The organism is Microbacterium sp. NPDC090281 (assembly GCF_044769635.1).
Lineage (GTDB): Bacteria > Actinomycetota > Actinomycetes > Actinomycetales > Microbacteriaceae > Microbacterium.
Genome location: NZ_JBIVYH010000001.1, coordinates 1,583,744 through 1,608,553, shown reverse-complemented (window position 1 = coordinate 1,608,553; position 24,810 = coordinate 1,583,744). Strand labels below are relative to the sequence as shown.

The 24,810-nt window shown below is 67.2% G+C and carries 28 protein-coding genes; 12 read left to right on the top strand and 16 right to left on the bottom strand.

The genetic code is table 11. The annotated features are described in order from the left end of the window. Position 1: 1 nt before the first annotated feature. From ACIQTX_RS07835 to ACIQTX_RS07820, 4 genes are read right to left on the bottom strand one after another with little or no spacing between them, the layout of a single operon-like run. Positions 2-1,081, bottom strand: coding sequence for an ABC transporter permease (locus ACIQTX_RS07835; protein ID WP_402970894.1), 1,080 nt, complete (start codon positions 1,079-1,081; stop codon positions 2-4). Beyond that, on the bottom strand, positions 1,078-2,184 hold the full coding sequence (locus ACIQTX_RS07830; protein WP_402970891.1) for an ABC transporter permease: 1,107 nt from the start codon (positions 2,182-2,184) through the stop codon (positions 1,078-1,080). Before ACIQTX_RS07830 ends, ACIQTX_RS07835 begins: the two co-directional genes overlap by 4 nt. Next, positions 2,181-3,704 (bottom strand): sugar ABC transporter ATP-binding protein, encoded by a 1,524-nt coding sequence (locus tag ACIQTX_RS07825; RefSeq protein ID WP_402970888.1) that lies wholly within the window; start codon positions 3,702-3,704, stop codon positions 2,181-2,183. The genes ACIQTX_RS07830 and ACIQTX_RS07825 overlap by 4 nt, the downstream gene beginning before the upstream one ends. Beyond that, positions 3,701-4,810 (bottom strand): Gfo/Idh/MocA family protein, encoded by a 1,110-nt coding sequence (locus ACIQTX_RS07820; RefSeq protein ID WP_402970886.1) that lies wholly within the window; start codon positions 4,808-4,810, stop codon positions 3,701-3,703. Before ACIQTX_RS07820 ends, ACIQTX_RS07825 begins: the two co-directional genes overlap by 4 nt. Before the next feature lie 114 nt (positions 4,811-4,924). On the opposite strand from ACIQTX_RS07820, the gene ACIQTX_RS07815 reads away from it, so the two are divergent. Next, the gene (locus tag ACIQTX_RS07815) at positions 4,925-6,118 is read left to right on the top strand and encodes an ROK family protein (protein WP_402970883.1); all 1,194 of its coding nucleotides are present in this window, start codon (positions 4,925-4,927) and stop codon (positions 6,116-6,118) included. 31 nt (positions 6,119-6,149) lie between these two features. On the opposite strand, the gene ACIQTX_RS07810 is transcribed toward ACIQTX_RS07815, so the two are convergent. Both ACIQTX_RS07810 and ACIQTX_RS07805 read right to left on the bottom strand, forming a co-directional pair. Next, the gene (locus tag ACIQTX_RS07810) at positions 6,150-7,304 is read right to left on the bottom strand and encodes a Gfo/Idh/MocA family protein (protein ID WP_402970880.1); all 1,155 of its coding nucleotides are present in this window, start codon (positions 7,302-7,304) and stop codon (positions 6,150-6,152) included. Continuing rightward, positions 7,304-8,110, bottom strand: coding sequence for a sugar phosphate isomerase/epimerase family protein (locus tag ACIQTX_RS07805; protein WP_402970877.1), 807 nt, complete (start codon positions 8,108-8,110; stop codon positions 7,304-7,306). The genes ACIQTX_RS07810 and ACIQTX_RS07805 overlap by 1 nt, the downstream gene beginning before the upstream one ends. 108 nt (positions 8,111-8,218) lie before the next feature. On the opposite strand from ACIQTX_RS07805, the gene ACIQTX_RS07800 reads away from it, so the two are divergent. Genes ACIQTX_RS07800 through ACIQTX_RS07790 form a run of 3 tightly spaced genes read left to right on the top strand, consistent with a single transcriptional unit; the run spans position 8,219 to position 10,508 of the window. Then, positions 8,219-8,836: a TetR/AcrR family transcriptional regulator gene (locus ACIQTX_RS07800; protein ID WP_402970874.1), complete on the top strand. Its 618-nt coding sequence runs from the start codon at positions 8,219-8,221 to the stop codon at positions 8,834-8,836. A gap of 53 nt (positions 8,837-8,889) precedes the next feature. Next, a complete protein-coding gene (locus ACIQTX_RS07795; protein WP_402970872.1) occupies positions 8,890-9,543 on the top strand; it encodes a DUF4166 domain-containing protein in 654 nt (217 codons plus the stop codon). Beyond that, positions 9,540-10,508 carry an epimerase gene (locus tag ACIQTX_RS07790; protein ID WP_402970869.1) on the top strand — a complete coding sequence of 323 codons (969 nt, stop codon included), beginning with the start codon at positions 9,540-9,542 and terminating at the stop codon, positions 10,506-10,508. The genes ACIQTX_RS07795 and ACIQTX_RS07790 overlap by 4 nt, the downstream gene beginning before the upstream one ends. Here ACIQTX_RS07790 and ACIQTX_RS07785 read toward each other — a convergent pair. The 3 genes from ACIQTX_RS07785 to ACIQTX_RS07775 are packed head-to-tail and all read right to left on the bottom strand — an operon-like array spanning position 10,505 to position 12,125. After that, positions 10,505-10,894, bottom strand: a complete 390-nt coding sequence (locus ACIQTX_RS07785; protein WP_105527000.1) for a PLDc N-terminal domain-containing protein — start codon at positions 10,892-10,894, stop codon at positions 10,505-10,507. The two genes, ACIQTX_RS07790 and ACIQTX_RS07785, sit on opposite strands and share 4 nt — an antisense overlap. Positions 10,895-10,932: 38 nt before the next feature. Then, positions 10,933-11,862, bottom strand: a complete 930-nt coding sequence (locus ACIQTX_RS07780) for an aldo/keto reductase family oxidoreductase (protein ID WP_402970866.1) — start codon at positions 11,860-11,862, stop codon at positions 10,933-10,935. A gap of 32 nt (positions 11,863-11,894) precedes the next feature. Further along, a complete protein-coding gene (locus tag ACIQTX_RS07775; protein WP_258131386.1) occupies positions 11,895-12,125 on the bottom strand; it encodes a helix-turn-helix domain-containing protein in 231 nt (76 codons plus the stop codon). Positions 12,126-12,219: 94 nt separating this feature from the next. On the opposite strand from ACIQTX_RS07775, the gene ACIQTX_RS07770 reads away from it, so the two are divergent. The 3 genes from ACIQTX_RS07770 to ACIQTX_RS07760 are packed head-to-tail and all read left to right on the top strand — an operon-like array spanning position 12,220 to position 13,645. Beyond that, positions 12,220-12,594, top strand: coding sequence for a helix-turn-helix domain-containing protein (locus ACIQTX_RS07770; protein WP_402970862.1), 375 nt, complete (start codon positions 12,220-12,222; stop codon positions 12,592-12,594). Between the two features lie 50 nt (positions 12,595-12,644). Then, entirely contained in the window at positions 12,645-13,034 is a 390-nt protein-coding gene (locus ACIQTX_RS07765) for an ImmA/IrrE family metallo-endopeptidase (protein WP_402970859.1), read from the top strand. Positions 13,035-13,042: 8 nt separating this feature from the next. Continuing rightward, positions 13,043-13,645: a GNAT family N-acetyltransferase gene (locus ACIQTX_RS07760; protein ID WP_402970856.1), complete on the top strand. Its 603-nt coding sequence runs from the start codon at positions 13,043-13,045 to the stop codon at positions 13,643-13,645. Positions 13,646-13,701: 56 nt separating this feature from the next. Here the strand turns inward: ACIQTX_RS07760 and ACIQTX_RS07755 are convergent, their stop codons facing one another. Beyond that, on the bottom strand, positions 13,702-13,905 hold the full coding sequence (locus ACIQTX_RS07755) for a hypothetical protein (RefSeq protein WP_028503256.1): 204 nt from the start codon (positions 13,903-13,905) through the stop codon (positions 13,702-13,704). Positions 13,906-13,995: 90 nt separating this feature from the next. Here ACIQTX_RS07755 and ACIQTX_RS07750 point away from each other — a divergent pair, with 90 nt between their 5' ends. Then, a complete protein-coding gene (locus ACIQTX_RS07750) occupies positions 13,996-14,607 on the top strand; it encodes a flavodoxin family protein (RefSeq protein WP_402970853.1) in 612 nt (203 codons plus the stop codon). On the opposite strand, the gene ACIQTX_RS07745 is transcribed toward ACIQTX_RS07750, so the two are convergent. The 6 genes from ACIQTX_RS07745 to nrdH form a co-directional block, all read right to left on the bottom strand. Then, positions 14,579-15,115 carry a GNAT family N-acetyltransferase gene (locus ACIQTX_RS07745; protein ID WP_402970850.1) on the bottom strand — a complete coding sequence of 179 codons (537 nt, stop codon included), beginning with the start codon at positions 15,113-15,115 and terminating at the stop codon, positions 14,579-14,581. The genes ACIQTX_RS07750 and ACIQTX_RS07745 overlap by 29 nt on opposite strands. A gap of 33 nt (positions 15,116-15,148) precedes the next feature. Next, positions 15,149-16,189: a hypothetical protein gene (locus ACIQTX_RS07740; RefSeq protein ID WP_402970847.1), complete on the bottom strand. Its 1,041-nt coding sequence runs from the start codon at positions 16,187-16,189 to the stop codon at positions 15,149-15,151. 232 nt (positions 16,190-16,421) lie between these two features. Further along, complete coding sequence (gene nrdF, locus ACIQTX_RS07735; RefSeq protein WP_028503261.1) at positions 16,422-17,402, bottom strand: class 1b ribonucleoside-diphosphate reductase subunit beta; 981 nt, start codon at positions 17,400-17,402, stop codon at positions 16,422-16,424. 33 nt (positions 17,403-17,435) lie between these two features. Next, on the bottom strand, positions 17,436-19,580 hold the full coding sequence (gene nrdE, locus ACIQTX_RS07730) for a class 1b ribonucleoside-diphosphate reductase subunit alpha (protein ID WP_402970844.1): 2,145 nt from the start codon (positions 19,578-19,580) through the stop codon (positions 17,436-17,438). Beyond that, positions 19,577-20,038 carry a class Ib ribonucleoside-diphosphate reductase assembly flavoprotein NrdI gene (nrdI, locus tag ACIQTX_RS07725; RefSeq protein WP_028503263.1) on the bottom strand — a complete coding sequence of 154 codons (462 nt, stop codon included), beginning with the start codon at positions 20,036-20,038 and terminating at the stop codon, positions 19,577-19,579. Before nrdI ends, nrdE begins: the two co-directional genes overlap by 4 nt. A 6-nt stretch (positions 20,039-20,044) precedes the next feature. Next, positions 20,045-20,278 (bottom strand): glutaredoxin-like protein NrdH, encoded by a 234-nt coding sequence (gene nrdH / locus ACIQTX_RS07720; RefSeq protein WP_028503264.1) that lies wholly within the window; start codon positions 20,276-20,278, stop codon positions 20,045-20,047. 435 nt (positions 20,279-20,713) lie between these two features. Between nrdH and ACIQTX_RS07715 the strand changes: the two genes are divergently transcribed. The 4 genes from ACIQTX_RS07715 (at position 20,714) to ACIQTX_RS07700 (ending at position 24,790) form a co-directional block, all read left to right on the top strand. Next, complete coding sequence (locus ACIQTX_RS07715) at positions 20,714-21,877, top strand: MFS transporter (protein ID WP_051251191.1); 1,164 nt, start codon at positions 20,714-20,716, stop codon at positions 21,875-21,877. After that, positions 21,874-22,794, top strand: coding sequence for a sugar kinase (locus ACIQTX_RS07710; RefSeq protein WP_402970838.1), 921 nt, complete (start codon positions 21,874-21,876; stop codon positions 22,792-22,794). The genes ACIQTX_RS07715 and ACIQTX_RS07710 overlap by 4 nt, the downstream gene beginning before the upstream one ends. Before the next feature lie 65 nt (positions 22,795-22,859). Next, entirely contained in the window at positions 22,860-23,618 is a 759-nt protein-coding gene (locus ACIQTX_RS07705; RefSeq protein WP_402970831.1) for an alpha/beta fold hydrolase, read from the top strand. Continuing rightward, complete coding sequence (locus ACIQTX_RS07700; RefSeq protein WP_402970828.1) at positions 23,615-24,790, top strand: acyl-CoA dehydrogenase family protein; 1,176 nt, start codon at positions 23,615-23,617, stop codon at positions 24,788-24,790. Before ACIQTX_RS07705 ends, ACIQTX_RS07700 begins: the two co-directional genes overlap by 4 nt. Positions 24,791-24,810 lie beyond the last annotated feature (20 nt).

Sequence of the window (24,810 nt, the reverse complement as noted above, 5' to 3'; positions counted from 1 at the left end):
GCTAATCTCCTCTGGTTTCTGTGTGGATGGTGCTGTTGGTGTGGATGGTGCTGTTCGTGTGAATCGTGCTGGTCGTCGTTGCGGGTTCTGCGGTGGTGAGATCAGGAGAAGGCTGTGGGTCGCGCTTGCGTCGTGCCCGGAAGGCGACGGCGGAGTACGCGACGGCGGCGATGATGATGACGCCCTGGACGGCATCGCGCAGCGTCGAGGGGACGCCGGCGATGTTGAGAAGCATGAACAGGGCCTCGAGTGCGAAGGCGCCGGCGACCGCACCGACGATCCAGCCTCGGCCACCGCCCAGCACGACTCCGCCGAGGACGACGGCGGTGATCGCGGTGAACTCGTAGCCGCGACCCACCGAGGGATGCACGCCTGCGTATCCGACCAGGAGCACTGCCGAGAGCGATGCGGACAGCGACGAGATGATGAACGCTCGCGTGGTCACCCAGGCCCGACGCGCCCCGGCGTAGTCGACGGCGCGGGCGTTGTCGCCTACCGCGATGAGCGTCTTGCCCAACGGGCGCTTGGTGATCCAGATGCCGAGCGCGAGCCAGACGATGAGCAGCAGAACGGCCCACGGGATGAACTCGAGGAACGGCACGTCGCGGATGCCGCCGCGGCCGATCTCGCGGAAGCTGTCGGCGGGATTCCCTGTCGCCGCGCCGCCGGTCCACCACATGACCCCGCCCAGGAGGGCGAGCATCATGCCGAGCGTGACGATGAAAGAAGGCACCTTGAGCAGTGTCGTGATCAGACCGTTCACGAGTCCGACGGCCACCGCGAACACGATCATCAGTAGCAGCACCGGGATGGTGCGGGAGTCATCCTGTCCGACCAGGTTGCCGGCGATGATGACCTGCGCCGTGATGAGCGATCCCTGCGACAGGTCGAACTCCCCGGCGATGATCACGAAGTACTGGCCGATCGCGACGATGGCGATCGGGGCCACCCGCTGGATGAAGCGCATGAACTGTCCAGGCTCCGCGAAGCTCGGGTTGAGGATCGTGACGGCCACGAGCAGGAGCACCAACAGCAGGAACACCGCCCCACGGGGACTCACGAGGGTGCGCAGCGCGTTCATGAGCGTCCTCCTTCCGCAGCAGTGCTCGTATCGGGGGTGGCACTCGGGGTGGCATCGACGAGCTGCGACACGGCAGCGGCCATCTCGGGCGCCGCGGCCTTCGCCGCGTCGTCACCGCCGGTGCGTGTGCCCCCGGAGCCGAAGCGCGGACGCCGACGGACGATCGAGCGACGGCTGTAGACGGCCACGGCGGCGACGATCACCACTCCGCGGACCACGTCCTTGAGGAACGGGTTGATCTGCATGACGCTCATCACGTTGTCGACCACCGCGAGGATCGCGACGCCGCCGATCGTGCCCCAGACGGATCCGCGTCCGCCGAGCAGCAGGGTGCCGCCGAGGACGACCGCCGCGATCGACAGCAGCGCGTAGCCGCCCTGCTGGCCGACGGTCGGGCTGCCGACGCCGAGACGACTGGCGAGGAGAAGGCCGGCGAGACCCGCGAACACCGAGCACAGCACGTGCGCCCAGATCAGCGGCATCCGGATCCGAACGCCCGACAGCCGGGCGATCTCCGGGTCGCCGCCGACCGCGTAGAGATGCGCGCCGGTGCGGGTGCGGTTGAGGAGCACCCAGACGACCACTGCCAGCACGATCATGATGAGCGTGGACACCGGGATGGGGCCGACGCCGGTGGCGCCGATGAGCTGGAACGCCCACGGGACGCTGCCGGCCGAACCCTCGAAGTTCGTGTTGAGGATGCCCTGCAGGATGAGCCCGACGCCGAGCGTGGCGATGAACCCGTTGACTTTCAGGACGGTCACGATGAGCCCGTTCACCAGTCCGATGCCGCCGCACACGAGCAGGGTGACGATGACGGCGAGCGGGATGTTACCGGCGTTCCCGTTCATGATCGTTGCCGCGAGCAGGCTCGACAGGCTGACGACGTAGGTGACCGAGAGATCGAGAGAGGCACCCAGTACGACGAGCGTCTGCCCGATCGCGACGAGGCCGAGCACGCTCATGCCCGTGAGGACGTCGCGAATGTTGCCGGGGCTCAGGAAATTGCGCCCGACCGTGGCGACCAGGATCGCGCCGACGACGATCACGAGCAGGAGAATGCCGAGCACGATGACGGTGGAGTCGATGCGGAGGCGCTTCATCGCGCACCCCCGTCCGCCACGGTGCCGGGATCGCTCGCACCGGTCGCGGCTCCGAGTATCTCGTGCTCCGCCGCTCCTGCCGGCAGCTCGGCGACGAGCTCGCCGTCGTGCATCACCAGGATCCGATCGCTCATGCCGATCACCTCCGGGAGTTCGCTCGACACCATCAGGACGGCCTTCCCCTGGGCTGCGAGCTCGCGCATGAGCTGGTAGACGGCGTACTTCGCGCCGACGTCGATGCCACGCGTCGGCTCGTCGAAGAGCACGATCTGCGGCTGGGTGAGCAGCCACTTGGCCAGCACGACCTTCTGCTGGTTGCCGCCGGAGAGGAAGCGCACCTCCTGATCGACGCCCTGCGAGCTGACTTCGAGCGAGCTCAGCACCCCTGGCACTTCACGGCGGGAGGCGGCTGTGCGGCTCGCGAAGACACTCCGCACGACCAGCAGCGCATTGTCGAGGATCGACTGTCCGAGCGCGAGTCCCTGTGCCTTGCGGTCTTCCGACACCAGGGCGAGCCCGGCCCGCACCGCCGCCCGAGCACTGGCGATGCGCGCGGGCACCCCGTCGATCCGCATCGAGCCCCTGGTGAACGCCTGGATGCCGAACACCCCTTCCACGAGCTCGGTGCGCCCGGATCCCTGCAGCCCCGCGATGCCGACGATCTCCCCTGCACGCAGCGTGAGCGACACCCCGTCGATGTAGGCGTTGCCGCAGCCGTCGAGCTCGAGCCGCGGCTCACCGACCGTCGTGCCCTCGAGCGCGTCGGGGAAATACGACTGGATGGACCGGCCGACCATACGTCGGACCAGTTCGTCGGTGGTGAGGGCTGCCGTGTCGTCGGTCGAGACGAGCGCACCGTCTTTGAGGATCGTGATGCGGTCGCACAGGTCGAAGATCTCCTTCAGCCGGTGCGAGACGTAGATCACCGCGACACCGCGCGAGGTGAGACGACGGATGATCGCGTACAGCAGCTCGACCTCGTGATCGCTGAGCGCGGCGGTCGGCTCATCCATCGAGATGACCCGTGCATCGAACGAGAGCGCCTTGACGATCTCGACGATCTGCTGCTCCGCGACCGTGAGCGAGCCGACGCGCGCCTGCGGCTCGATGAACGAGACCCCGAGGTCGGTCAGCAGCTCTGCCGTCCTCGTGTTCATGGCACGCTGGTCGACGAAGCCCCCGCGGCGCGGCTCGCGGCCGAGGTAGACGTTCTGCGCCACCGTGCGCTCGGGGAGGAGCGTGAACTCCTGGAAGACCGTGACGATCCCGGCATCCATCGCCTGTCGCGGGTGCGCGTGATGCACCTCTTCCCCGCGGTAGGAGACCACTCCATCGTCCGCCGGCTGCACGCCGGCGATGATCTTCATGAGGGTCGATTTGCCGGCGCCGTTCTCTCCGACGAGACCGTGCACCTCCCCCGGTCGCACGTCGAAGTCGATGCCCTTGAGCACCTCGACGCCGAAGAACGACTTGCGGATGCCTGTCACGCTGAGCACCGGTTCGGTCGTGATCGAGATCATGCCGTCACCTCCACCCATCGTCCGCCCGCAGCCGCCGATTCGAGCACGGCCTCCGTCAGCACGACCGAGCGGTACCCATCGGCGAACGTCGGCAGGCCGTCGGGCTGCGCTCCGGCGATCGCCGCGTACACATCCGTCACGAACCCGTTGAACGCATCCTGATATCCCATCGGGTGCCCGGCGGGCACACGCTGGAGCCGCGCCGAATCCGGAGCGGACGTGGCGGGATCGCGCAGCAGCAGCAGGGACTCATCGCGCGTGCCGATCCAGAGCTCCTCCGGTCGCTCCTGCTCGAAGCGCAGACTCTGACGCGAGCCGTGCAGCTCGAGCGTGAGGGCGTTCTTGCGCCCGGCAGCCATCTGCGAGATGAGCAGCGTGCCGAGGGCGCCAGACTCCGTCTCCACCAGCACGGCGACGATGTCCTCCGTGTCGACCGCGTGCCCCGAACGCTCGGAGAAGACGCGCCTGGTGCGGGCGCTCAGTGCGCGGATCCGCTCGCCGATCACGAACTCGATCAGGTCGCACAGATGCGAGCCGATATCGGCGAACGCACGACTGGCGCCGCCGGACTCGGAGCGCACGCGCCAGTCGTCATCGCTCGAGAGCAGCATCCAGTCCTGCAAGTAGGAGCAGTCGAGGGTGAGGAGCTCCCCCGCCTCGCCGCGCGCGATGCGCGCCCTGGCCTCACGCACCATCGGGTGGTAGCGGTAGATGAACGGCACGGCTGCCACGCGCCCGGTGGCCTCGGCAGTCTCGGCGAGCAACCGGGCGTCGGGCGCCGTCGTCGCGAGCGGCTTCTCGCAGACGACGTGCTTGCCCGCGTTCAGAGCCTGGAGGGCGAGATCGGCATGGGTCGCGTTCGGCGTGCAGATGTGGACGACGTCGATGTCGGCGGCCTCCAGCAGTGCCTTCGCGTCGTGCTCCGCCCGGTCGGCGCCGAGAGCCTGTGCGGCATCGCGGCCGCCCTCGACGGAACGGGTCGCTATCGCGCGCAGTTCACCGCCGGCGTCTCGCGCCGCGGTGCGATGCACGCGGGCCATGAATCCTCCGCCGAGGATGCCGGTTCGGATCGTTCCGAGACCGGTGTCGGTGACATCCGTTGTCATGCGGCCGATTCTGACACAGACCTATCGACTTTTGCTAGCCCTTGGTCAAAAGTTGTCTGAGACAAATCCGAAGTCAATCGGCGAGACGCCGAAGTGCTGTGGTTTACTGACGCAATGGTTGACGTTCCCAAGCCGGCGCCGGCGATCTCCTCCGGCTCCGGAGAGATCTTCCAGATCCTTCGCGACGGGCACGCCAGAACCAAGGCTGAGATCTCCGCGCTCACGGGGCTCGCCCGCTCCACGGTGGCGCTCCGCGTCGACGCGCTCCTCGCCGCCGACCTCCTCCGCCCGGCCGGCGAAGCGGTCTCCACCGGCGGAAGGCCCCCGGCACGGGTCGCCTTCAACCCCCGTGCCGGACTCGTGCTCGCCGTCGACCTCGGCGCGACGCACGCGACGGTCGCCATCGCAGATCTCGCCGGGATCATCCTCGACTCCCGGACCCGCACGATCGACATCGGCGACGGGCCGGAGAGCCTGCTCGACACGATCATCGCCGACGCCACCGGCCTGCTCGCCGCCACGGCCGCAGGGCTCCCTCTGGTCGGGGTGGGTATCGGCGTGCCCGGCCCCGTCGAACATTCGACCGGCCGCCCCACCAACCCGCCGATCATGCCGGGATGGGACAGGTTCGACGTTCCCGCCTACGTGCAGAAGACGTTCGACGTGCCGGTGCTGGTCGACAACGACGTCAACATCCTGGCCCTCGGCGAGCAGGCGACGAGCTGGCCCCGGGTCGACGATCTGATCTTCGTGAAGGTGTCGACCGGGATCGGGGCCGGCATCATCGCGGGCGGTCAGTTGCAGCGCGGCGCTCAGGGCTCCGCCGGCGACATGGGCCACGTGCAGGTGCCGACCGGAGCGGGGTCCACCCGCGCGCCGGGCGACGAGCGCGACCTCGAGGCTCTCGCGAGCGGATCCGCCCTCGCGATCGCTCTCCGCGAAGACGGTCTCGAGGTGAACAGCGCTTCAGACGTCGTCGACCTGGTGCGCACGGGGAACACCGCCGCGATCGAAGCCACCCGTCAGGCCGGACGCGACGTCGGCGAGGTGCTCGCCACGGTCGTCAACCTGCTGAACCCCTCGATCATCGTGCTGGGCGGCAGCATCGCTCGCGCGGGAGAGCATCTTCTCGCCGGAGTGCGCGAGGTGGTCTACCGACGCTCGATCCCGCTCGCGACGCAGCACCTCGCGATCGTGCAGTCCCAGGCGGGAGATCGCGCTGCGGTCCTGGGCGCGGCGATCATGGTCGCCCGCGAGGTGCTCTCGCCGGCGAGCGTCGACCGCTACGTGGCGGCGAAGGCGCGTTGATCCGCATCTCCGCCGCCACGATCGGCCGCTGTCAGAGCGTCGCTTCGAACGGATCGAAGTCCGAGGCGATCGAACCGACCTGATCGAGCGTGCTCTCGACGGCGACGAAGCCGCGCGCCTCGGCGGCCTCCTCGATCGAGAGGAGCGTGTCGAGCACGTGGTAGCCGAACTCCCCCGTGGCGACGTGCGGGCGACCGGCGGCGATCGAGCGCGCCATGTCGAGTAGTCCTACGCCGCGACCGGAGAGCACTCCCTCCTGCTCGACGTCGATGATGTCCTGCTGGATCGGCTCCGGCGGGATAAACAGTCGCGTGAGAGGTCGGGTGATCGAGATCGCGCCGCCGAAGGTGTTCGGATCGGGGATCACGATGGTGCCCTCGGTGCCGGTGATCTCGACGATCCCCTGTCGGATCACGGGCGAGTCGGTGCTGTAGATGCTCTGCGCCTGGCCGCCCTCTTCGAACGCCATCAGCACGCTGAGCGTCGAGGGGATCTCGACCGGGAACTCCTGACCGGCCAGCTCGCCGACCTGTACGCGCCGGGTGGGCGTGCCCTGCAGCCCCAGGGCTGCGACCGAGGCGACGGGTCCGAACACGTGCACGAGAGCCGACACGTAGTACGGCCCCATGTCGAGCAACGGTCCGCCGCCCTTGGCGTACAGGAACGCGGGGTTCGGGTGGAAGATCTCCGGACCCGACCACTGGAACGTGGTCTGCGCGAACAGCGGGCGGCCGATGTCGCCACGCGCGATCGCCCGCTTGGCCGTCTGCACGCCCGGTCCGAGCACGGTGTCCGGGGCGACGCCGACCCGAAGGCCAGCGGCATCCGCCTTCTCCAGCAGTCGACGCGACTCCTCACGGCTCACACCGATCGGCTTCTCGGTCCAGACGTGTTTGCCCGCCGCGATGATCGCCTCGGAGACCTCGACGTGCACGGCGGGGATCGTGAGGTTCACGACGATGTCGATCTCGGGGTCGTCGAGAACCGTGTCGACGCCGCCGGCGCGCGGGACGCCGTACTTCTCGGCCTGCGCCTTCGCTCGCTCCTCGAGGATGTCACCGATCGCGAGGACGCGGACGTCGGGGAAGGTCGTGAGGTTCGACAGGTACTGGTCGCTGATGTTCCCGGCGCCGATGATGCCGACGCCGACGGGGCCTGTGCCGATTGAGCCTGTGCCGATCACCATCAGCCGGCGACCTTCTCATCGAGGTAGACGCGGCTGCGCTCGATCGCGTCGAACAGGTCTCCCTCGTAGTGGTCGAACTCCACGATCGCGAGTTCGAGCGCGGGAGCCGCCGCGATGGCTTCGACGAGCGGCACAGCACCTTCGCCCGCCGCCACCTGGTCGGCCGGCGGGTAAGCCGCGGCGAGTGCCGGGTCGAGCGTGCCGTCCTTCGCGTGCACAGCGATCACGCGGCTGCCCAGGCGCTCCAGCAGCGCCACGGGGTCGACGCCACCACGAGCGACCCAGTACAGGTCGACCTCGAGCACGACGCGGTCATCGAGGAGGCCGGCGAGGACCTCGAGCCCGGTGACGCCGTCGAACACGGCCTCCAGCTCGTGGGCGTGGTTGTGGTATCCGACGCGCACTCCGACGGTCGCACCGATCTCGGCCGCCTCGTTCAGCAGCCGCGCGGTCTCCTCGATCTGCTCGACCGACTCCCAGCGCGCAGGTGCCGTGTAGGGGTCGATGACGGTGTCCATGCCGAGCACCTTCGCGGCGGCGAAGACCTCGGCGGGCGACGGGACGGGTACCGTGGTGCCGCTGCCGTCGGGGTTCACGAACGACTCAGAGGCGAGGAACGCGTGACCGGAAGGAGCGACCAGCCCGGCAGCCGTGAGGGCTGCCGCCAGAGGTTCCGCCCGGCGGACGAAGTCGTAGGGCTCAACGGCGGTGAAACCGCGGGCGGCTACCGCCGCGAGGGAGGATTCGAGGTCGGCCTCCAGCTCGTCCTTGATCGTGAACAGCTGCAGGGAAGTCCGAATCGTCATCGGTCGTGCTCCTTCGGTCATCGGTGACATGGCGGGATCTGTGCCCCGTGCAGGCACGCTATCACCAAATACCTCCATGCGGAAGTTTTGATTCGCTAGACTCCGATCATGCCCGCCGACACGCCAGATCACGCCGAGCCGCCACGCCAGCGCGGCGCCTACGCCAAGGGGATCGCTCGACGACAGGAGATCCTCGACCGCGCGATCGAGGTCTTCGCCGAGCGCGGCGCCGATCGCACGAGCCTGCGGGCGATCGCACGCGAGGTGGGGGTCACCCATGCAGCGCTCACCCACTACTTCGGCTCACTCGAAGAGCTCCTCGTCGCCGTCTACCAGGAGAGCACGGCGCCAGAGCGACAGCCGAGCTCGCCGGCGGATGACGCGACGCCGGTCGAGATGATGATCGAATCCGCTCGCATCAACCGTGCGATCCCCGGACTCGTGCAGTTGTATTCCACCCTCGTCGCCACGGCGCTCGAAGAGGGGCATCCGGCGGCGCGCACGTTCGCCACCGACCGCTTCACCCGCCTCCGTGGCCGACTCGCCGGCATCGTCCGAGAGCAGCAGGCGGATGGGCGGATCCGGAAGGACATCGATCCGGATGCCGTCGCCGCGCTCGTCGTCGCCGCCTCCGACGGCTTGCAGACGCAGTGGCTGCTCGATGAGACCGCACCCCAGCACGAAGCGCTCGCACTCCTCGATCGACTGCTGCGACCGGAGTCCTGAACGCAGCCGCCGGAGCGCATCGAGAGCATCCGCCATCGGGCTAGGCTCGAAGAGTGACGCCTGTGCCGCAGTCTCCCTATACCAGGGCACTCGGCGAGCGCATCGACGATCTGCACCCGCGTCTGCAGGCATACTTCGCAGCGATCCCCGACGGCGCTGTCGGCATCGGCGAAGGGGTGTTCCAGCGCGTCGGCACTCCGCGACGCTGGCTCTGGCCGTTCCTGCGTCTTCTCGAACGCCGCGGCGTCGTCGCTGCGGGCTGGGAGCGCGACGTGCCGTTCCGCGTGGAGAACCGCACGATCGCATCCAGGGCCATCGGCGAGCGCACCTTCCATTTCGCGCGACGACAGTGGGTCATGCGCGACGCGGTCGCGCTCACGCGCCATGGACGTGTGGTCGATGAGCTCGGTGAGCCGGGGGTCATCGCCGCCTGCTTCGACGTCGCGGTCCATGAAGGCGCGCTCCGCCTCACCAGCCGTGCCGTGGGCATCCGCCTCGGACACCTCAGAGTGCGCATCCCGTCCCCCATCGCCCCGGTCGTCCGCCTCACCGAGCGCTTCGACGACGCACTCGACCGGCAGCGGGTGACCCTGACCATCGATGCGCCCCTCATCGGCCGCGTGTACGAGTACCGGGGCGACTTCACCTATCGCATCCAGCACGTGGACGTGCACCATGACCCCGCAGAGAAGGAGCAGTCCGAATGAGCACAGGTCGGGTCGTCATCGGCGGATCCACGGGCTTCATGGGCCGATTCCTCCTGCCGCGGTTGCGGGCAGAGGGTCGCGAGGTCGTCACGATCTCGCGTTCGGGCGCCGATGTCCGCTGGGGAGATCAGGTGGAGATCGACCGCGCAGTCGACGGGGCGGCCCTCGTCATAGGGCTCGCCGGCAAGAGCGTGAACTGCCGCTACACACCCGCGAACCGCGCCGAGATCTTCCGCTCTCGCCTCGACACCACCGCCTCCCTGAGCACGGCGATCATGCGGGCGTCGAATCCCCCTGCCCTCTGGGTCAACTCCTCGACAGCCACCATCTACCGGCACGCCGAAGACCGCCCGATGACGGAATCCACCGGCGAGATCGGCACCGGCTTCTCGGTCGAGGTCGCGAAGGCATGGGAGAAGGCGCTGTTCGCCGACGCGCTCCCCCGCACACGCCGCGTCGCGCTGCGCAGCACGATCGTCCTCGGACACGGCGGGGTCCTCGGGCCCGTGAAAGACCTGGCTCGCCTCGGTCTGGGCGGATCTCAGTACGACGGGCGCTGGCCGGTCAGCGCTGCTCGACGGGCTGCCGGAACGGGGCACTTCCCCGGCGCACGCCGCGGGCGTCAGCGGTTCAGCTGGGTGCACATCGAGGATGTGGCCCGCATCATCGACTTCCTCGAGCAGACGCCCTCGCTCGAGGGTCCGGTCAACGCCGCATCCCCGCACCCGGTCGACAACGCCGAGTTCATGGCGACTGTTCGACGAGTTCTGGGCGTGCGCGTCGGCGTGCCGATGCCCCGATGGATGCTCGAGCTCGGAGCGATCGGCATGCGCACCGAGACCGAGCTGATTCTGAAGAGCCGATGGGTGCTGCCGGAGAAGCTCACCACCGCGGGGTTCGAATTCCGGTACCCGACGCTCGACGACGCGATCCGCGAGTCCTTCGACCGCCCCGTGGCCGTCTAGGAGTCGGACCCGACTGCGCCGGTCGACGCATCGCCGTCGTGCCGGCGCTTCTCGATCTCCTCACGCCGCCGCCACTCCGCGATCTCACGGTCGAGGTCGGCGATCTGCTGCTCGGTCGTCCGCGTATCGGTCGGCGGAGCCGGGCGCACGTCGGTCTGCGCCGTCGGCCGCTCGGCTCTCCGCATCCGCGGGATCGAGAGTCCGGATTCGCCATACTCGCGGCCGATCGTGAACCACAGCAGGCCACCGATCAGCGGAAGCAGGATCACGATGATGATCCAGGCCAGCTTCGGGAGGAACTTCACCAGCGAGTTGTCGCGCGTGATGATGTCGATCAGCGCGCCGATCATCAGTGCGATGACGAGGAGCGAGAACAGGAACGACATGAGTTCAGGGTAGACGACGACGCATGATGCTGCTCGGACTACGGGAGCAGGTGCCCGCCGGCGCGGAACAGCTCGTACCACTCGGGGCGGGTGAGCTCGATGTCGGCTCCGGCCGCGGCGTCGCGCACTCGCTGCGGCGTGGTGGTGCCGAGAACCACCTGCATGCCGGCGGGGTGCCGTGTGATCCAGGCCGTCGCGATCGCGATCGGCGTGACACCGTGCACTGCCGCGAGACGGTCGATCACCGCGTTCAGCTCGGGATACTCGGAGTTGCCGAGGAACACTCCGTGGGAGAAGCCGTCTTGGAACGGCGACCACGCCTGAATCGTGATGCCGTTGATACGGCAGTACTCCACGATCCCACCGCCGTCACGGACGATGCTCTGCTCGTGAGCGGCCATGTTGGCTGCAACGGGCTGCGCGATGATCGGTGCGTGCGTGATCGACAGCTGCAGCTGATTCGCGACCAACGGCTGACGCACCGCCGTGCGGAGGAGGTCGATCTGACGCGGCGTGTGATTGGAGACGCCGAATGCCTTGACCTTTCCTGCGCTCTCCAGGTCGTCGAACGCCCGGGCGACTTCCTCGGGCTCGACGAGCGCGTCGGGGCGGTGGAGCAGGAGCACGTCGAGGCGGTCGGTGCGCAGAGCGGCGAGCGATCCTTCGACCTGGGCCACGATGTGCTCGTACGAGAAATCGAACATCCCCTGCGACGGCACGATGCCGCACTTCGTCTGGAGCACGATCTCATCGCGCTCGGAGGAGCTGAGCTGCAGCGCATCGGCGAACCGCGCCTCGCAGTGATGCATGCTCCCGCCGTAGATGTCGGCGTGATCGAAGAAGTCGATGCCCGCTGCACGGTTGGTCTCATACAGTGTGCGGATGTGAGCGTCGTCCTTGTCGTCGATGCGCATCATGCCGGCGATCACGGCGGGGGCGGTGGCTGATCCGAACGACACTGTCTTCATACGCACCACGCTACAGCCCGGCACCGACGTCGTCAGGAGTCGTCGGGCGCCGCGCCGGGGAGCAGAGAGGTGACCGGGACGCCGAGAACCTCCGCGATGCGCACGAGGTCGACGACCGTGAAGTCCTCCATGCCGTCCAACAGATCGCCCAGCGCCTCAGGGCTGATGCCCGAGCGCTCGGACAAATCCGAGAACGACACTCCGGCGTGGAATCGCGCCCCATCGACCTCGGAAGCGAGCAAATGACGCAATTGTGTCCCCATACGCCTACACTAGCGCCACAAACGGACACGCATGGGGCTCGAATGGACCAGAATGGCAGCATTCTGGCCTCGACTCGCTGCTATGGTGAGCCAGGTGAAGACACCTGCCGAGGAGTTCAACGACGCTGTCGGTCGACAGATGCGTGCGGAGATCGCTGCATCTCGCAGCAGCATCGCGGCGATGGCGCGGAACATCGGGATCGCCCGCAGCGCGCTCGACAACTATGTGACGGGCAAGCGTGCGATCCCCGTCCCGGTCGTGTACGCGGTCTGCGCCGATCTCGGAGTCGAGCCCCATGTGCTGCTCGCTCGCGCCGAAGAGCGCCTCAGGGCAGACGGAGAGACCACCGCGCGCATCACTCCGATCCGACGTGCACCCGATGTCGCCGGTCCGCGCGAAGATACCCGAGAGGTCGCTTTCGAGTCCCGCGTGCGGCACGACACCGACACGGACGACCTCTACCAGTAGAGCCGGAACCAGGGTCCCGGCGCGAAGAGATCCGCACGAGGAGGAGCAGCATGCAGCACCTCCTCCGCCTCGCCGAAGACCAGCGGCTGCGCGTGATCGAGCGGGTGGGCCGTACCCGCGGTGGCTACGACCCCGTGACACGCACGATCCGGCTCGATCCGGGGATGAGCAGGCGCACGACTCGCAGCGTGCTGGCGCATGAGCTCGGCCATGCCTGCCTCGGGCACCACCCGGCTCCCACACCAGCCGTCCGCGCCCAGCAGGAGCGTCAGGCCGACGAATGGGCAGCATCCCAACTGATCACCCCGCACGCCTACGCCGAGGCAGAGGAGATGCGCGGGCCGCACCTCGCGAGCCTGGCCTTCGAGCTGGAGGTCACGGTCGAGCTCGTGACCGCCTACCAACGGCTGCTGCGTCAGACACTGCTCCTCGCTGGTTGAATATCGTCATGGCTTTCCTCGTCACCCCCTCCCCCATCACGCTCACCGGTGAACTCGTCGAGCTCCGCCCCCTCGAGCCCTCGCACGTCGACGGGCTGATCGAGGCGGTGCAGGAAGGCGACCTGTGGAAGACCGCGTGGTACACCTCGGTGCCGGCGCCCGACGGTGTGGCCGCAGAGGTCGAGCGACGCATCGGGCTCATCGCCAAGGGTGAGATGGTGCCGTTCACGGCGTTCGACGCCACGGGCCGCATCCTCGGTCTCACGTCGTACTACGACATCGTCGCCGATGTCCCGCGCCTGCACATCGGCTTCACCTGGAATCGGCCGTCCGCGCACGGCAGCGGCACGAACGCCGAGTCCAAACTGCTGCTGCTGCGGCACGCATTCGAGACGCTCGGGGTCTTCCGCGTGGGTCTCACCACGCAGTGGGTCAACTTCCAATCGCGCACCGCGATCGAGCGGCTCGGCGCGAAACAGGACGGCGTGATGCGGGCGATGAGCCGGTACCGCAACGGAGCACTTCGCGACAGCGTGGAGTACTCGATCATCGAGCCGGAATGGCCGGCAGTCAGGGCGAACCTCGAAGCGAGACTCGCCAGACACCGCTGAGCGGTCAGCGACGATGAGCGGTCAGCGACGCCGAGCGACGCGCGGACCGCGAGAAGTCACTCGGTGGCGTTGCCCGACCAGTTGTTCGACCGGCGGGTGGCCGAGCCGCCCTGACGGAAGATGAAGGCGAGAGCCAGCGTGACCAGCAGGAGACCGCCGCAGAACGCGAGCGCCTGGAATGCCGGCAGCCCGAACGAGATGCCCATCAGCAGGATCCCTCCGATGAAGAGGATCATGAAGAAGAGGAAGCTGAGGATCACGGGATCTCCTGTCGTCGGTACCGTCTACCAGGATAGCCCGGACTCGGAAACCCCCTGTGCACGCATCGCACCGTCTGGTCTGCTCGGAGCATGAAGACACCTCTCACCGCGGTCGCCGTCTCCTGCACCCTGAAGCCGTCACCCGCCTCCTCCAGCTCCGATCTGCTCGCAACCCAGCTGCTCGATGCACTCGCCGACCACGGCGTCACCGGAGACCTGGTGCGCGCCGTCGACCTCTCCCTGAGTCCGGGAGTCGAGAAGGACATGGGCGGCGACGACGAGTGGCCGAAGATCCGTCGCCGCGTGCTGGACGCCGACATCCTCGTGTTCGTCACGCCCACGTGGATGGGTCAGCATTCGAGCGTCGCGCAGCGTGTGCTCGAACGCCTCGATGCCGAGCTCGGCGAGACCGACGCCCGCGGACGCCCCACTCTGTTCGACAAGGTGGCCATCGCGGGCATCGTCGGCAACGAGGATGGAGCCCATCACATCGCCGCGATCCTCTTCCAGTCGCTCAACGACGTCGGCTTCACGATCCCCGCTCAGGGCTCGGTCTACTGGAACGGCGAGGCGATGCACACCACCGACTACAAGGACCTCGACGAGACCCCGGAGAAGGTCGAATCGGCCATCGGGACAGCAACGAGGAACGCCGCGCACCTGGCCCGGCTGCTCAAGGGGCAGGAGTACCCGGCGGGCTGACGGAAGCGGGGGCCGCGAGGTCGAGTGCCCACTCGTTCACCACCAGGTCCGCGCCGCGGAACTGCATCGTCATCGTTCCCGACAGGACGAAGCCGTTTCGCCGGCAGACACCGTTGGAGCCGGGGTTCTCGACCCCGGGGAACGCGGTCAGGAACCGCCTGCCTGCTCGATGCGCGCGTGCGTCTTCGATGAGCAGCGCGAGAGCGGCCGATGCCACCCCACGCCTCTGCGCCTCCGGCCGGACGAACCATCCGGTCTCCAGCGCAGGCTCGTCCTGCCACACGACGTGCCAGTGGCCGATCGAACCGAGCGACAGACCTTGCTCATCCTCGATGACGAACATCCTCGCCTCACCGGAGGCGACGAGGCGCAGATAACGGGCATGCCGCTCCACGATCTCGTCTTCGGTCTCTGGTCCGTTGAGGTGGGCGGTCATCTCCGGGGTGTTCGCGGCGTGCAGCAGCTCGAGGTCGTGCTCTGACCAGAGCCGGAGTCGGAGGGTTTCCATGTTCGGATCATGGCACGCGCCGCCGACACCCACTCAGTGCGCGGGTGGCCGCGACGCCGGCTCCGACGGTCCTCGGAACGTGATGACCTCGCCCCGGCGCGTGTTCTCCAAGGCGAGCCCCGCCAGTTCGAGTCGTCGATACACCCGTCTCGGCAGGGCGGGGAGTTCGGCGGAGACGCCACGCGGCGGTTTGGCGAGTCCGGCGAACAGCGACAGATCGACACCGGCACCACGCACCTCGATGCGCGCGTAGTCGCTGCGGCACCGCCAGCGCAGGAACTCGAGCTCACGGAAGGGAATCGTGTGGAACTCATCACCCACCCGCACACGCAACTCGTCGTTCCCGAAGGCGACCGTGCACGCTTGCGTGCGACGGCGCAGGATCGCCGTGAACACGAGGTACACCGGGAGTCCGACCACGATCCCCATGAGCACGATCGCAATCCGCGGACCCATCCGCATCACGATGTCGTCGAGCGCGATCAGGATCGCGACGCCGAAGAGGCCGACGACCACGACGATCGCGACGATCGCCTGGGTGAGGGTGCGCAGTCGGAGCTCGATGGCGGGGAAGCGCACGATCGACCCGTCGCCGCTCGCCTCCCGTTCCCAGTCCGGCGACACGAGCGGCGGCCGCTTCTTCGCATCCCGACGCGCGAAGAGGTCGGTGATCCGGCCGATGACCCCGAGCCAGATCCACCCGGCAGCCGGTATCGCCGCGAGCTGCAAGACCACTGCGATTCCGCTCACCCACTCGGGGAACGGATCGAGCAAGTCTCCCCCGAACTCGATCACGAACGCGACCAGAGCGCCGAGCACGACGGCCACCCCGACATGCAGGATCGCGCCGTTGCGGGCGGGCACCATGGCGAGGGTCGCGTTCACGAACGCGAATCCGAAGCACCACCCTCCGACCAGCATGAGCAGGAAGGGGAAGAAGCTGAGGTCATCACCCGCGAGCGTGAACCAGATGGCGACGAGCAGCAGTACGGCGCCCCACACGAGCGGGTTGCGCACGAGCGTGCGTGCCACTTTCGTGCGCACGCGCGCCTCGACGGCGGTCTCCTCGGTCATCGGGTTAAGGGGGCTGTTACGGCTGCTTGTCGGCATTGCGGTATTCGACGACGCCGCGGCTTGCGAATGTCGCCGCGGCGACGAGCGCGAAGTAACCCCAAGTCTTCATGCGTCCGATCGTACAGCGCACGTCATCCGGGCACGGGAGCAGAAAGCCCCGGTCGGACGCTCGAGATGAGCACCCGACCGGGGCCTTTGTCGCGTCAGCTGTTCAGCGGCCGACGAGCGTCTGTCAGAAGTCCCAGTCGTCGTCTTCCGTGGCCTCGGCCTTGCCGATGACGTACGACGAACCCGACCCCGAGAAGAAGTCGTGGTTCTCGTCGGCGTTGGGCGAGAGAGCCGAAAGGATCGCCGGGTTCACGTTCGTGACGCTGGAGGGGAACATCGCCTCGTAGCCCAGGTTCATGAGCGCCTTGTTGGCGTTGTAGTGCAGGAACTTCTTGACGTCTTCGGTCAGACCGACTCCGTCGTAGAGGTCCTGCGTGTACTGCACCTCGTTGTCGTAGAGCTCATAGAGCAGCGAGAACGTGTAGTCCTTGAGCTCGTCGCGTCGCGCCTGGTCGACCGTCTCGAGTCCGCGCTGGAACTTGTAACCGATGTAGTACCCGTGCACGGCCTCGTCGCGGATGATGAGGCGGATCAGGTCTGCCGTGTTGGTGAGCTTGGCACGGCTCGACCAGTGCATCGGCAGGTAGAAGCCCGAGTAGAAGAGGAAGCTCTCGAGCAGAGTCGAGGCGACCTTGCGCTTGAGCGGGTCGTCGCCGCGGTAGTAGTCGGTGACGATCTGCGCCTTCTTCTGAAGGTTCGGGTTCTCCACCGACCAGCGGAACGCCTCGTCGATCTCCTTGGTCGACGCGAGCGTCGAGAAGATCGAGGAATAGCTCTTGGCGTGCACCGACTCCATGAACGCGATGTTCGTGTAGACGGCCTCCTCGTGCGGGGTGATCGCATCGGGGATCAGCGAGACCGCACCGACCGTCGCCTGCACCGTGTCGAGCAGCGTGAGTCCGGTGAACACGCGCATCGTGAGCAGCTGCTCTTCGGGGGTCAGCGTGTTCCACGACTGGATGTCGTTGGACAGCGGGATCTTCTCGGGCAGCCAGAAGTTGTTGACGAGGCGGTTCCACACCTCGACGTCCTTATCGTCCTGAATGCGGTTCCAGTTGATCGCCTGCACGTGGTCGACCAGCTTGAGAGGTTCGTGCGGAGTCATGATTCTTCGTCGTTTCTCGAGTTCAGGGGCGGATCAGAGCATGCACGAGACGCACTCGGCCATGTCGGTGCCCTCGAGCGCCATCTGGCGCAGACGGATGTAGTAGATCGTCTTGATGCCCTTGCGCCATGCGTAGATCTGCGCCTTGTTGATGTCGCGCGTGGTGGCGGTGTCCTTGAAGAACAGCGTCAGCGACAGCCCCTGGTCGACGTGCTGCGTGGCGGCCGCATACGTGTCGATGACCTTCTCGTAGCCGATCTCGTACGCGTCCTGGTAGTAGTCCAGGTTGTCGTTCGTCATGAACGCAGCCGGGTAGTAGACGCGACCGAGCTTGCCTTCCTTGCGGATCTCGATCTTCGACGCGATCGGGTGGATCGACGACGTCGAGTTGTTGATGTACGAGATCGAGCCGGTCGGCGGGACGGCCTGCAGGTTCTGGTTGTAGATGCCGTGCTGCTGGATCGACGCCTTCAGCTCAGCCCAGTCGTCCTGCGTCGGGATGTGCTTGCCGGCGAAGAGCTCCTTGACCTTCTCGGTCTCCGGCACCCAGGCACGGTCGATGTACTTGTCGAAGAACGCACCACTCGCGTAGGTGGAGTCCTCGAACCCGTCGAACGTCGTGCCGCGCTCGATGGCGAGGTTGTTCGACGCACGCAGCGCGTGGAACAGCACCGTGTAGAAGTAGATGTTCGTGAAGTCGATGCCCTCTTCCGAGCCGTAGTACACGTGCTCGCGAGCCAGGTAACCGTGCAGGTTCATCTGGCCGAGGCCGATCGCGTGAGAGCGGTCGTTGCCGTCTTCGATCGAACGCACCGAGCCGATGTGGCTCTGGTCGCTCACCGCGGTGAGTGCACGGATCGCCGTCTCGACCGTCTGGCCGAGGTCGTCGGCATCCATCGACAGCGCGATGTTCATCGAGCCGAGGTTGCAGGAGATGTCCTTGCCGATGTTGTCGTACGACAGGTCGTCGTTGTACGTCGTCGGCGTGTTCACCTGCAGGATCTCGCTGCAGAGGTTGGACATGTTGATCCGACCCTTGATCGGGTTGGCCTTGTTCACCGTGTCTTCGAACATGACGTACGGGTAGCCGGACTCGAACTGGATCTCGGCGACGGTCTGGAAGAACTCGCGCGCATTGATCTTGGTCTTCTTGATGCGCGGGTTGTCGACCATCTCGCGGTACTTCTCGGTGACCGAGATGTCGCCGAAGGGAACGCCGTAGACCTTCTCGACGTCGTAGGGCGAGAACAGGTACATGTCCTCGTCGTTCTTGGCGAGCTCGAACGTGATGTCGGGCACGACGACGCCGAGCGACAGCGTCTTGATGCGGATCTTCTCGTCGGCGTTCTCACGCTTGGTGTCGAGGAAGCGCATGATGTCGGGGTGGTGCGCGTTGAGGTACACGGCACCTGCACCCTGACGGGCGCCCAGCTGGTTGGCGTAGCTGAAGCTGTCTTCGAGGAGCTTCATCACGGGGATGATGCCTGAGGACTGGTTCTCGATCTGCTTGATCGGCGCACCCGACTCGCGGATGTTCGAGAGCAGCAGGGCGACGCCGCCGCCGCGCTTGGAGAGCTGCAGCGCGGAGTTGATGCCGCGGGCGATCGACTCCATGTTGTCTTCGATGCGCAGCAGGAAGCAGCTGACGAGCTCGCCGCGCTGCGCCTTGCCGGCGTTGAGGAACGTCGGGGTGGCCGGCTGGAAGCGACCGGAGATGATCTCCTCCACCAGGGCGACCGCGAGCTTCTCGTCGCCGTCGGCGAGGCCGAGGGCGGTCATCACGACGCGGTCCTCGAAGCGCTCGAGGTAGCGCTTGCCGTCGAACGTCTTGAGCGTGTAGCTCGTGTAGTACTTGAAAGCGCCGAGGAACGTCTCGAAGCGGAACTTCTTGCCGTAGGCGAGGTCGTTGAGCTTCTGGATGAACTCCATCGAGTAGTTCTCGATGACCGCACCCTCGTAGTACTCCTTCTCCACGAGGTAGTCCAGGCGCTCCTTGAGCGAGTGGAAGAACACCGTGTTCTGGTTCACGTGCTGGAGGAAGTACTCCCGCGCTGCGCGCTTGTCGGCGTCGAACTGGATCTTCCCGTTCGCGTCGTACAGGTTCAGCATCGCGTTGAGGGCGTGATAGTCGAGACCCTCGTAAGAGGGGTTCGCCTTGAATGCCACTGTCTCGGTCACTGCGTCACGCTCTGCGTGCTCTTCGACTGCAATACCCACCGTCGTTCCAATCCGTCGCTCACGCGATCCACATCGTCTTGTGTGCCGAAGATCTCGAGCCGATACAAGTGAGGCACGTTGCACTTGCGGCTGATGATGTCGCCGGCGAGGCAGAAGGCATCGCCGAAGTTGGTGTTACCCGCGGAGATCACGCCGCGGATGTGACGCCGGTTGCGCTCGTCATTGAGAAACCGGATCACCTGTTTGGGAACGGACCCCTTCTCGACGCCGCGACCCTCTCCCCCGCCGTAGGTGGGGGTGACCAGCACGAAGGGCTCGTCGATGACGAGTTCTTCTTCGTTTCGGTGGAGGGGTATGCGCCGGGCCGGGAGCCCGAGCTTCTCGATGAACCGCGCGGTGTTACCCGACACGCTCGAGAAGTAGATCAGGAGCGGCGCTGCGGTCGCGACGGCGCTCATGGGGCGTCACGCCAGACGGGAGGCGAGCTCGTCGATCTTGTCGGGACGGAAGCCCGACCAGTGTCCCTCGTCGGTGACGACGACGGGCGCCTGCAGGTAGCCGAGCGCCTTGACCTGCTCGAGCGCCGTCGGGTCTTCCGACAGGTCGAGGATCTCGTACTCGATGCCCTTGGCATCGAGGGCGCGGTAGGTGGCGTTGCACTGAACGCAGGAAGGCTTTGTGTAGACCGTGATCGACATCTTTTCGTAACCCCTCAAATCTCTGGCCTGCATCTCATCAGGCTGTTTCCCGGTAGACCCCCTGCCGGGACTTCAATACTACATATGGGGACCGACATTGGGGGCGACCACAAGGGGTAGTAGTTACATCCATGTAGTTATCCACCGTTCTCCACCGTTACAACACAGGTTCTCCACCGTTTCTTCCACAGGCCGAGCCTCCTCGGAGAGACACTCGAACCGCATGAAATCGCGGCTGGGAAGCCCCTGTGAGCGATCCATCCACAGGGGGCACGCTACGCCGGGCATCCGACATTCCGATTCCTGTGGAAATCGCCTTTCGGCGTGTCGTGGGCGTGTCGCCTCGGCACCTCTTCGACGGCCGACCCCGAGGCCCGGTACCGTTGTCTGGTGGCGGGATATCGGGATCTTCTTCGCACGCCTGGAGTGGCGCGCATGATCGCGGCTCAGCTGACCGCGCGCTTCCCCAACGGGATGATGTCCTTGGCCATCCTGCTGCACGTCGAGCAGCAGACCGGGTCGTACGGATTCGCCGGTCTCGTCCTCGCCGCGACCAGCGTGGGGCAGGCCGTAGCCGGCCCCATCACGAGCCGGTGGATGGGCGTCTGGGGTATGCGGCGCGTGATCACCCTCACACTCTCGGTGTGCGTCGTCGCTGTGCTGTGCCTCGCCACTCTTCCTCTCGACGTGCCGGGCTACATGGCGTTCGGGATGGTCGCCGGCCTGTCGACCCCGCCGATCCAGGCCGCCGTCCGCACGATCTACCCGAAGCTCGTGAACTCCTCGAACCTCACTCCGCTGTTCTCCCTCGACGCCTCGCTGCAGGAGATCATCTGGGTCCTGGCCCCGGTCGTCATCACTCTCGTCTCCACCCAGATCGGCACGACGGAGGGCCTGCTGCTGGTGGCGATCGTCCTCGTCGGCGGCGGCGCCTGGTTCATCCTCTCCCCCGAGGTCGGCCGGGTGCGGATCCCGCGCAGCCGCAATGCGCTCGGCAAGGTCGTACTCAAACCGCCCGTGCTGCTGGCGACCGTGATCGGCTTCCTCCTGATCGGTGCGTGCTCCGCCGTGGAGGTCGGTGTCGTCGCGACCTTCGAGCACGGAAGCCTCACGGCCGGTCTCGTGCTCGCCGTGTTCTCAGCGGGAAGCCTCGCCGGAGGTCTGGCGTTCGGGCACATCCCCATCGGCCCGTGGGCCATGGCGCGCCGGCTGCTGATCGTCACGATCGGACTCGGCCTGACGATGGTCATGCTCAACGTCTTCTGGCTGGGCGGCACTCTGATCCTCGCCGGCATCGGCATCGCTCCGGCTCTCGCCGTGCTCTTCGCCATCACCTCGGCGAGTGTGAAATTCAGTGAGACGGCGGAAGCATTCGGCTGGGCAGGCACCGGCCAGCTCATCGGTGCCGCCGCCGGATCCGCCGTGGCCGGCTTCCTCGTCGACGTCGGCGACTGGCGCGGCGCCTATCTCGCCGCCACGATCTTCGCGGCGGTCGGATTGCTCGTCTCCATCGTCTTCGTACGTTCCTTCCCCGACCTGCGGCACCGCGACGCGAGCCCGCATCCCGACACCGAACCCTTGGCGGTCACACCTTCATGAGCTCTCCTTCTTCTCCGGCCTCTGCCCCCGCGATCGTCTGCATCGGCGAGACCATGGCGCTGATCACCCCCACAGACGCCCGCCTCGCCGACGCCGCAGAGGCGACGATCGGTCTCGCCGGCGCGGAGTCCAATGTGGCTGCCGGCGTGGCATCCAGCGGACACCGCGTCGCCTGGGCATCGCGTGTGGGCGCCGACCCGCTCGGCGAGCGAGTCGCCTCGGAGCTCGATCGTCGCGGCGTCGAGCTGTGGGTCGAGCGGGATGATGCCGCCCCGACCGGAGTCATGTTCAAGGATCCGGGAGCCGAGTCGTCCTCGGTCTACTACTACCGCCGAGGGTCAGCCGCCTCACGGATGGAGCCTGGTTTCCTGACTGCGGAGCGGCTCACGGGCGTGCGGATCGTGCACACCACCGGTATCACCCCCGCCCTCTCCGCATCCTGCCGCGAGATGGTCGATCGGCTCTTCGCCGACGCGCGCGAGGCGGGCGCCCTCGTGTCGTTCGATGTGAACGACCGCCGCCCGCTGTGGAGCCGGGAAGACGCCGCAGAGACTCTCGCCCGCCTCGCAGACGCCGCCGACATCACCTTCGTCGGCCGCGACGAGGCCGAGCGCATCTGGGGAACCGAGACACCTGCCGAGATCCGTGCCTTCCTGCCGAACTGCGCCTTGCTCGTCGTCAAGGACGGTGAGGTCGGTGCGACCGCCTTCGACGGCGACGCCGAGCCGGTGTTCGTTCCAGCCCCCGTGGTCGACGTCGTCGAACCGGTCGGCGCAGGTGACGCGTTCGCCTCCGGGTTCCTGGCGGCGACGCTCGACGGAGCCGACCTCGCCGCACGTCTCTCCGCCGGTCACGCGGCCGCAGAGCGCGTGCTGAAGATCGCCGCCGACCTCCCACCGCTGGCGCCGCTCGGCTGACAGACCGCACCGCACCGCACCGCCCCGCAAGGGCTCGTGTGTTCGACCGGTCGTAGGCTGGTGCCATGCCTGCACCGCTCACACTCCCGCGCATCTCATGGGGTTCCCCGTCGGCACCTCGTCGAGCTCTCCTGGTTCACGGTCTCGGCTCGTCCGGCGCGTTGATGTGGCGCCTCGGTGACGCGCTCGCCCAGGCAGGATGGCAGGCGACGGCGGTCGATCTCAGAGGTCATGGCGACGCCCCGCGCTCCCTCGACTACTCGGTCGGCGCATACGGTGCCGACCTCGCCGTCACACTCCCGGAGGGCGGCGGAGCCTGGGACGCGGTCATCGGCCACTCGCTCGGCGGCGCCTCCAGCACGGTCGCCGCGGCCGCCGCCCCGCAATGGACCCGGCGTCTCGTGCTCATCGACCCGGCCATCCACGTCGACGGGCGCGATGCGGCGATCGTCCGCCGGAGCCAGGAGCGCGCATTCGCCGACACGAGGCTCGAGGTCGTGCAGCAGGAGCATCCGCACTGGCACCCGGAGGATCAAGAGCTCAAGGTCGATGCCGTGCTGCGGGCGAGCGCCTGGGCAGTGGAGCAGACCAGCGTCCAGAATCAGCCGTGGGACGTACGTGCCGAGGCTGCGCGCCTGACCGTGCCCACGCACGTGATCGGCGCCGATCCCGCCGTCTACAGCATCTTCACCGGCGACCTCGCCGACGAGGTTCTCGCCGCGAATCCGCTGATCACCCTGTCCATCGTCGAGGGTGCGGGACACTCCCTTCATCGCGACCGGCCGGACGAGTCGATCCGTCAGCTTCTGGAGGCACTCGTATGAGCACGTTCGACCCCGCACAGTTCGACCCCGCGGCTTTCCTTCCCGACGACCTTCTCGAGCGCATCCGCGAGCGTGCACCGATCCACGACCGCGAGAACACCTTCCCCCAGCAGGATCTCGACGAACTGCGGGCGGCCGGCTACCTGTCGATCCTGGTCCCGACCGCGCGCGGTGGTGCAGGGCTCGGCCTCGCCGAGGCCGCGATCCTGCAGCAGCGTCTCGCCGGGGCAGCCCCGGCGACGGCCCTGGCGATCAACATGCACCTCGTGTGGACCGGAGTGGCGAAGGTCTTCTCCGATCGAGGCGTTCCCGGTCTCGAGTTCGTGCAGGACGGCGCGGTGGCGGGCGAGGTCTTCGCCTTCGGCATCAGCGAGGGCGGCAACGACCTGGTGCTGTTCGGCAGCGACACCGCGGCGGTGCCGGACGGCGAAGGCGGCTATGCGTTCACGGGCACCAAGATCTTCACCTCCCTCGCTCCGGTCTGGACGCGACTGGGCCTGCATGGCCTCGACACCACAAGCCCCGACGGGCCGAAGCTCGTCTTCGCCTTCGTGGAGCGCACGGATGCGGTCACGACCGCCGACGACTGGGACACCCTCGGCATGCGGGGTACGCAGAGCCGGACCACCCGACTGAACGGCGCTGTGGCGGATAGCGCTCACGTGGTGCGGCGCATCGATCCGGGCCCCAGCCCCGATCCGATCGTGTTCGGCATCTTCTCGGTCTTCGAGATCCTTCTCGCCTCGGTGTACACCGGCATCGCCCGACGCGCGCTGGAACTCGCGGTGGCGACGGCGCAGAAGCGGCATTCGAAGAAGACGGGCCTCGCCTACAGCCAGGACCCCGACATCCGCTGGCGCATCGCCGACATGGCCATCGCCTACGACGCTCTGCCTCCGCAGATCGCCGCTCTCGCGTGTGATGTCGACGACCGCATCGACCACGGCGCGCTCTGGTTCCCGCAGTTGTCGGGGGTCAAGCACCGGGCGATCACGATGGCCAAGCATGTGGTCGACGAGGCGATGCTCGTCGCGGGCGGTGGCTCCTACTTCTCCGCCAACGAGCTCTCGCGTCTCTACCGCGACGTGCTGGCAGGCGCGTTCCATCCCTCCGACCCCGAATCCGCGCACTCGACCGCGGCGAGCGCCTGGTTGGGACCACTCGAGTCCTGATCTTCTGCCGATTCCGCTGG

Excerpts from the sequence above, each read along its gene's own strand:
- ACIQTX_RS07835 (WP_402970894.1), bottom strand. The coding sequence starts at position 1,081 with ATGAACGCGCTGCGCACCCTCGTGAGTCCCCGTGGGGCGGTGTTCCTG.
- ACIQTX_RS07830 (WP_402970891.1), bottom strand. The coding sequence starts at position 2,184 with ATGAAGCGCCTCCGCATCGACTCCACCGTCATCGTGCTCGGCATTCTC.
- ACIQTX_RS07825 (WP_402970888.1), bottom strand. The coding sequence starts at position 3,704 with ATGATCTCGATCACGACCGAACCGGTGCTCAGCGTGACAGGCATCCGC.
- ACIQTX_RS07820 (WP_402970886.1), bottom strand. The coding sequence starts at position 4,810 with ATGACAACGGATGTCACCGACACCGGTCTCGGAACGATCCGAACCGGC.
- ACIQTX_RS07815 (WP_402970883.1), top strand. The coding sequence starts at position 4,925 with ATGGTTGACGTTCCCAAGCCGGCGCCGGCGATCTCCTCCGGCTCCGGA.
- ACIQTX_RS07810 (WP_402970880.1), bottom strand. The coding sequence starts at position 7,304 with ATGGTGATCGGCACAGGCTCAATCGGCACAGGCCCCGTCGGCGTCGGC.
- ACIQTX_RS07805 (WP_402970877.1), bottom strand. The coding sequence starts at position 8,110 with ATGACGATTCGGACTTCCCTGCAGCTGTTCACGATCAAGGACGAGCTG.
- ACIQTX_RS07800 (WP_402970874.1), top strand. The coding sequence starts at position 8,219 with ATGCCCGCCGACACGCCAGATCACGCCGAGCCGCCACGCCAGCGCGGC.
- ACIQTX_RS07790 (WP_402970869.1), top strand. The coding sequence starts at position 9,540 with ATGAGCACAGGTCGGGTCGTCATCGGCGGATCCACGGGCTTCATGGGC.
- ACIQTX_RS07785 (WP_105527000.1), bottom strand. The coding sequence starts at position 10,894 with ATGTCGTTCCTGTTCTCGCTCCTCGTCATCGCACTGATGATCGGCGCG.
- ACIQTX_RS07780 (WP_402970866.1), bottom strand. The coding sequence starts at position 11,862 with ATGAAGACAGTGTCGTTCGGATCAGCCACCGCCCCCGCCGTGATCGCC.
- ACIQTX_RS07775 (WP_258131386.1), bottom strand. The coding sequence starts at position 12,125 with ATGGGGACACAATTGCGTCATTTGCTCGCTTCCGAGGTCGATGGGGCG.
- ACIQTX_RS07765 (WP_402970859.1), top strand. The coding sequence starts at position 12,645 with ATGCAGCACCTCCTCCGCCTCGCCGAAGACCAGCGGCTGCGCGTGATC.
- ACIQTX_RS07760 (WP_402970856.1), top strand. The coding sequence starts at position 13,043 with ATGGCTTTCCTCGTCACCCCCTCCCCCATCACGCTCACCGGTGAACTC.
- ACIQTX_RS07750 (WP_402970853.1), top strand. The coding sequence starts at position 13,996 with ATGAAGACACCTCTCACCGCGGTCGCCGTCTCCTGCACCCTGAAGCCG.
- ACIQTX_RS07745 (WP_402970850.1), bottom strand. The coding sequence starts at position 15,115 with ATGGAAACCCTCCGACTCCGGCTCTGGTCAGAGCACGACCTCGAGCTG.
- ACIQTX_RS07740 (WP_402970847.1), bottom strand. The coding sequence starts at position 16,189 with ATGACCGAGGAGACCGCCGTCGAGGCGCGCGTGCGCACGAAAGTGGCA.
- nrdF (WP_028503261.1), bottom strand. The coding sequence starts at position 17,402 with ATGACTCCGCACGAACCTCTCAAGCTGGTCGACCACGTGCAGGCGATC.
- nrdI (WP_028503263.1), bottom strand. The coding sequence starts at position 20,038 with ATGAGCGCCGTCGCGACCGCAGCGCCGCTCCTGATCTACTTCTCGAGC.
- nrdH (WP_028503264.1), bottom strand. The coding sequence starts at position 20,278 with ATGTCGATCACGGTCTACACAAAGCCTTCCTGCGTTCAGTGCAACGCC.
- ACIQTX_RS07715 (WP_051251191.1), top strand. The coding sequence starts at position 20,714 with ATGATCGCGGCTCAGCTGACCGCGCGCTTCCCCAACGGGATGATGTCC.
- ACIQTX_RS07710 (WP_402970838.1), top strand. The coding sequence starts at position 21,874 with ATGAGCTCTCCTTCTTCTCCGGCCTCTGCCCCCGCGATCGTCTGCATC.
- ACIQTX_RS07705 (WP_402970831.1), top strand. The coding sequence starts at position 22,860 with ATGCCTGCACCGCTCACACTCCCGCGCATCTCATGGGGTTCCCCGTCG.
- ACIQTX_RS07700 (WP_402970828.1), top strand. The coding sequence starts at position 23,615 with ATGAGCACGTTCGACCCCGCACAGTTCGACCCCGCGGCTTTCCTTCCC.